Source organism: uncultured Mucilaginibacter sp. (assembly GCF_937859865.1).
Lineage (GTDB): Bacteria > Bacteroidota > Bacteroidia > Sphingobacteriales > Sphingobacteriaceae > Mucilaginibacter_A.
In genome coordinates, this window is the sequence record NZ_CALMAT010000073.1 from 1 (window position 1) to 5623 (window position 5623).

The 5623-nt window shown below is 35.9% G+C and carries 6 protein-coding genes; all 6 read left to right on the plus strand.

Going from position 1 to position 5623, the window contains the following annotated elements:
* Positions 1 to 633: glycosyltransferase (locus Q0192_RS07440; RefSeq protein WP_299288380.1), on the plus strand; the 633-nt coding region annotated here is incomplete at its 5' end.
* The gene (locus Q0192_RS07445) at positions 624 to 1391 is read left to right on the plus strand and encodes an FkbM family methyltransferase (RefSeq protein WP_299288382.1); all 768 of its coding nucleotides are present in this window, start codon (positions 624 to 626) and stop codon (positions 1389 to 1391) included. The genes Q0192_RS07440 and Q0192_RS07445, both read left to right, overlap by 10 nt.
* Complete coding sequence (locus Q0192_RS07450) at positions 1369 to 2295, plus strand: hypothetical protein (protein WP_299288384.1); 927 nt, start codon at positions 1369 to 1371, stop codon at positions 2293 to 2295. Before Q0192_RS07445 ends, Q0192_RS07450 begins: the two co-directional genes overlap by 23 nt.
* On the plus strand, positions 2292 to 3536 hold the full coding sequence (locus tag Q0192_RS07455) for a glycosyltransferase family 4 protein (protein WP_299288387.1): 1245 nt from the start codon (positions 2292 to 2294) through the stop codon (positions 3534 to 3536). Before Q0192_RS07450 ends, Q0192_RS07455 begins: the two co-directional genes overlap by 4 nt.
* Positions 3517 to 4779 carry a glycosyltransferase gene (locus tag Q0192_RS07460; RefSeq protein WP_299288390.1) on the plus strand — a complete coding sequence of 421 codons (1263 nt, stop codon included), beginning with the start codon at positions 3517 to 3519 and terminating at the stop codon, positions 4777 to 4779. Before Q0192_RS07455 ends, Q0192_RS07460 begins: the two co-directional genes overlap by 20 nt.
* The coding region (locus Q0192_RS07465) for a glycosyltransferase (RefSeq protein ID WP_299288393.1) at positions 4776 to 5623 on the plus strand (848 nt) is incomplete at its 3' end. The genes Q0192_RS07460 and Q0192_RS07465, both read left to right, overlap by 4 nt.

The following is a 5623-nucleotide window of genomic DNA, read 5'->3' on the forward strand; positions in this document are numbered from 1 at the left end:
TGCAGTAACTATATCACCAATCAAATCAAACCTTTCGCCCCGGCATACACGGTTTATAATGCGGTTTCGATGGCAGCTTATCAGTTAAAAGAAAGCATTGCAGCCGATGCGCCGCTTGTTTTTTTAGGAAGAATTGAACCGATAAAAGGAACGCACACAGCCATAAAAGTTGCCCAAAAAGCCGGTAGGAAATTGATTATTGCAGGAAATATTCCAAAATATGCGCAGGAATATTTTGACTTGGAAATAGCCCCTTTTATTGACCAAAAACAAATTAGCTACGTTGGGGAAGTAAATGATTTACAAAAAAATGAATTACTTAAAGGTGCCGCCGCTTTGCTTATGCCAATTGAATGGAACGAACCTTTCGGAATTGTAATGGCAGAAGCTTTGGCCTGCGGTACACCAATCCTCGCTTTTCCCCGTGGTGCCGCAACTGAAGTTGTTATAAACGGAACTAACGGCTATTTATGTAATACTTTTTTGGATATGGTAAATGCTGTTGCTAAACTAAATTTATTGGACAGGAAAGCTTGCCGCCACGATGCTGAAACCCGTTTTAGTGAAACTGCTTTGGTTAAAAACTACGAAGATATTTATTTCCGTTTAGCAAAAAGACAAGTATGGGCTTAGTTAAAAGTCTGCATCAATTTAAATTTTTAAGACAAGTTGCCAAAAAGCTGGCCAGAAACTTAACAATCAAACAAGCATTTTACCAAGGCATTATTTGTTTAAACGCTGTTGAACATTCATGGGCTTGGACTGGTAAAAACCGTTATGAAACTTTTGACCAGGAGTTACAAAACAAAATTTACAATGCTTCTTTTACCCATGATTTATTGGTAGATATAGGCGCAAATATTGGGGCAATAACGGTTGGTACTTTGCTTCATAACCCAAGCATAAAAGCCATTGCTGTTGATCCAAATAAAATGGCGAATCGTTTATTGAAAAAAACTTTAAAGCTAAACAAGTTAGAAAGCAGATGCCAGATTATAAATTCTGTAATTGGAAAGGAAAATGGCTTAATTAATTTTGACGAAACGGGTTCTGTTACCGGCCATGTTTCTGCCACCGGCAATGCAATCAAACAAATCAAACTGGCCGACCTTTTAAATCAAAACCATCAACAAAAAACATTGGTAAAAATTGATGTAGAAGGTTATGAAACCATATTGGCAGAAGATTTTAAAGCAGTTGAAAATTTAAAAGATTATACTTTTTTTATTGAAGTACACGAAATGAATTTTAACAAAGTTGGAAACCCTGCACAAGTATTTAACACACTTAAAAAACTAAATGCCGTAATTACCAATTTAAAGGGCGATACCATTACACAAATTAGCCCTCAGTTAATAACCCAAATTATTGTTACGTTTGCTGCCTGCTGATCTTACTTTAGTTATTAATTTGTCTGCCGGAGATGTTGCCTATGCATATTTTACCGCCGGTGCATTAATAAAGGCACACCGCAAAACAGCAAAAGAAGTGATCCTAATTTTGGATGATACACAAGCGCAGTATTCTCATTTTTATGATCACCAAAAAAGGTACAAAGAGCCTGAATTTACTGCAAAACTAAAAACAGTATCAGAAATTGCACAAGAATTTAAGCATCAGGGTTTGGTTGATCAAGTAATCTATATGAGCAACTTCACCAACATCAATTTAAACAGAAAATATTTAAATAACCGGGTCAAAGAAACGCATGATTTTCGTGGCGCACCAATTACGGCTTATCTTGCAGGTTTTGAAATTTGTAAAACACAATATTTAGTGAGGTATGATGGCGATATGATTTTGCATCAACCAGGCAAAGATTGGGTGCTTAGAGGCATTGAACTGTTAAAGGAATATTCGGATTGTGTAGCTGTTTCCCCGCGACCTTCGCCTCCAGATTACAACGAGAAAATAAATTTAGAGTTAGACCCAACTTACTGGTTTAGCACGCGCTGTACTTTGTTTGACAAGGTTAAGTTGATGAAAACCATACCTTTTTTACAAGGAAAATTTATGGTTGAAGTATGGCTAAGAAAACTTTTTGATAAAACCTATCCTCCGGCATTTGAAACTATTTTAACAGACCGGCTAAAAAATCACGGCTTTAAAAATTACTATTTGCTAACTAACGGCAGTTGGATTTTACATCCCGAAGAAAAAAAAGAATCGTTTATTAAACTATTGCCGTTGATTATTGCCGAAGTTAAAAAAGGAAATTACCCAGCAGAACAAGTTAACAACGAAACCCTGGAACTAAAAGCCTGGGAAAAATACCTGCAATTAATAGAAACTTGAAAGGCAGTATTGCAAATCCGGGCGTAGGGCCTCATGTACGGGAAACGCTAAAAGCTTACCAGGAACACAATATACTTCATACGTTTTATACCACCTTGTACCAAAATCCACGAACTCCTTTTAACAACCTTTTTAATAAATATTTACCACAAGTAAAGAAACAATTAGAACGAAGGCAGTTAAAAAACATAGAAAGTTTAAATGTAAAAAGCATCAAAAGATATGAATTGCTAAGGATAGTTTCCAGCAAAGCATTCTCACCGGTAATTACAGATTTTTTATGGGAATGGGGAGAATTGGCTTTTGATAAATGGGTTGCCAAGCAATTGAACAATCAAATACAATGGATACATGGCTACGAACATTGTTCGCTTGCAACATTGCAACAAGCAAAAAATTTAGGCATCAAATCATTTTACGAACAACCGAGCCAACACTTTTCTTTCTTTGAAAAAATAGCAAAAAACCAGTTTCATCAATATCCCGAATTAATTAATGCAGAAACAAACCTTTTAATTGACCGAAAATCTGAAAGAAGAAATCAACGCCGTACTGAAGAATTAGATATTTGCGATTACATCATTTGCAATTCCACTTTTACAAAAAAAACTTTGACGGATGTACAGATCAATCCAAATAAAATTATAAATGTCCCGCTTGGTTTTCCTTCAACTGTAAAAAGTACCGATAAAAGAAGCATCACCAGAAAAACAATATTTATCTATGCCGGCAATCAAAGTTTGAGAAAAGGAACCCATATATTATACAAGGCTTGGCAAAAGTGTAATTTTAAAAATGAAGCAGAATTATGGCTTGTTGGAAGCAACCAGTTGCCTATAAAAGTACGGCAAGGTTTGGGAGATGACGTAAAGTTTTTGGACAACCTACCACATGAAAGTTTAATGCAGCTTTTTTCACAAGTTGATATGCTGGTTTTACCAACATTATGTGATGGTTTTGGGATGGTAATTACCGAAGCGATGTCGCAAAGCCTTCCTGTTATCACCACTTACAATTCAGGCGGGCCAGATTTAATCACCGAAGGAAAGGATGGTTTTTTGTTAGAAGCAGGAAATGTTGAACAGCTTGCCGACAAATTAAAATGGTGCGTTGAAAACAAAGACCAGCTTTTACAAATGGGAGAAAATGCTTTGGAAAAAGCAGCTTCCTATCCCTGGGCAAGTTTTAGAAAACAATTGATTAAAGAAATTACAAGCAGGATTGACAGCAATTCCAACTAAAAAAATATGTTTGGTTACACCTGGTCATTTGGCCAGTAACCCGCGCTTGGTTAAAGAAGCACAGGCATTGGCTGCAAATGGTTATGCCGTTCACTTGGTCTTTACCCAATATGTGGATTATCTAATTGATTTTGATAATCATATTTTAAATAATAATCCAAGTTGGACTTATGATTGCCTTAACCGAACTTTAAAAAACAAACAAATAAAAGCTTATAATTTTATAGTTGCAGCAATCCAAAAGTTTTGTAAGATGCTTCTTTTATCGGGCAAAAAATCAAATTTTATTTTTGCACACGCCATTAACCGATATTTTTCCTGGCAGTTTAAAAAAGCAGTTGGGGCAAAAGCTGATCTTTACATTGGTCATAATTTGGCAGCTTTGCCTGTTGCAATTTTAGCGGCAAAAAAACGCAAAGTTAAATGTGGTTTTGATGTCGAAGATTTTCACCGGAACGAAGTTTCTGATGACCCTAAAAATATTAATGTACAATTGAATACTTTTATAGAAGATAAATATTTCCCGCAAACAGATTATTTAACAACAAGCAGTTTTCCGATTATGCAACTTTACCAAAAGTTGTTCCCTACAAAAAAAATTACAACTTTGCTTAACACTTTTCAGGTGGTAAAAGAAGTATCGCCACCTGTGGCCAAAGTAAACGAACCTTTAAAACTGTTTTGGTTTTCGCAAAGTATCGGTTTAAACCGCGGTTTGCAGGATGTTTTTTCTGCTTTGGAATTTTTAAAAGATGAACAAATTGAATTACATCTATTGGGTTTTTTGGATAATCAGACAAAAAAGAAATTGGATGAACTTGTAATTGGATTACAAATCAAAAATAAAACGAATATTGTTTTACATCAACCTGTAAAAGCTGATCAACTACCAATCTTTGCGGCACAATTTGATGTTGGCTTGGCCTTGGAACCTGGTTTTTCTATTAACAACAATGCAGCCCTCAGCAATAAAATTTTTACTTATTTACAAGCTGGTTTGGCTGTTGTTGCAAGTGATACAACTGCACAAAAACAATTTATCAATGAAAACCCAAATTTGGGTTTTTGTTATGAAAAAGGAAATGCACAACAATTGGCAAGTGTGTTAAAACGATTGATCGATCAACCTGAATTATTACTTCAAACTAAACAAGCTGCATACCACGCCGCAAGGTTAAATTTAAACTGGGAAACCGAAAGCATTAAATTTTTAAATGTTGTAGAAGAAACCTTGAGCAATTGAAACGTGTCCTCATCATTTCACCTTACTTTCCTCCTTTTAATGCTGCCGACAGTCAAAGAATTAGAATGAGTTTATCGTACTTTAAAGATTTTGGCTGGGAAGCTGAAGTGGTTTGTGTGGATGAAAAACGTTCGGAAATACCAAAAGATAATTTGCTGCTGCAAAGCATTCCCTCAAATTGTATTATACATAAAGTTGGAGCTTTTTCTAAAAAATGGACTTCCAAGTTTGGTTTGGGAAGTTTGGCTTTGCGCTCCATTTGGTTCTACCGAAAAAAGGTAATGCTTCTTTTACAGGCAAAAAATTATGACCTGATCTACTTTTCTACCACAGAATTTCCGCTTTGTATTTTGGGTGCTTTCTGGAAAAAACGTTTTGGCGTCCCTTATGTAATTGACATGCAAGATGCCTGGCATTCAGAGTATTATCAAAACAAACCAAAGTCAGAACGGCCAAAAAAGTACTGGTTTTCGTACCGCTTACATAAATATTTGGAGCCAATTGCCATGAAAAACTGCAATGGTTTAGTTAGTGTTTCTCCCGCTTACATTACAACTTTGCAGGAACGTTATCCAGCTTTAAAAACAAAACCAACTGCTGTAATCCCTTTTGGCGCTTTTGAATTGGATTTTGAAATCGCTGCGAAAAATCAAAATAATTGTCCGCCTGCTGTTCAATTCGACCCAAAAAAATTTAATGTGGTGTATGTTGGCCGCGGCGGCGCAGATATGCAACCTGCCTTAAAACTGTTTTTTTATGTGCTAAAAGAAGCATGGCAAGATCAGCCGGAAAGATTCAGCCAACTTCATTTTTACTTTATCGGCACCAGTTATGCACCAAAAGA

Excerpts from the sequence above, each read along its gene's own strand:
- Q0192_RS07445 (WP_299288382.1), top strand. The coding sequence starts at position 624 with ATGGGCTTAGTTAAAAGTCTGCATCAATTTAAATTTTTAAGACAAGTT.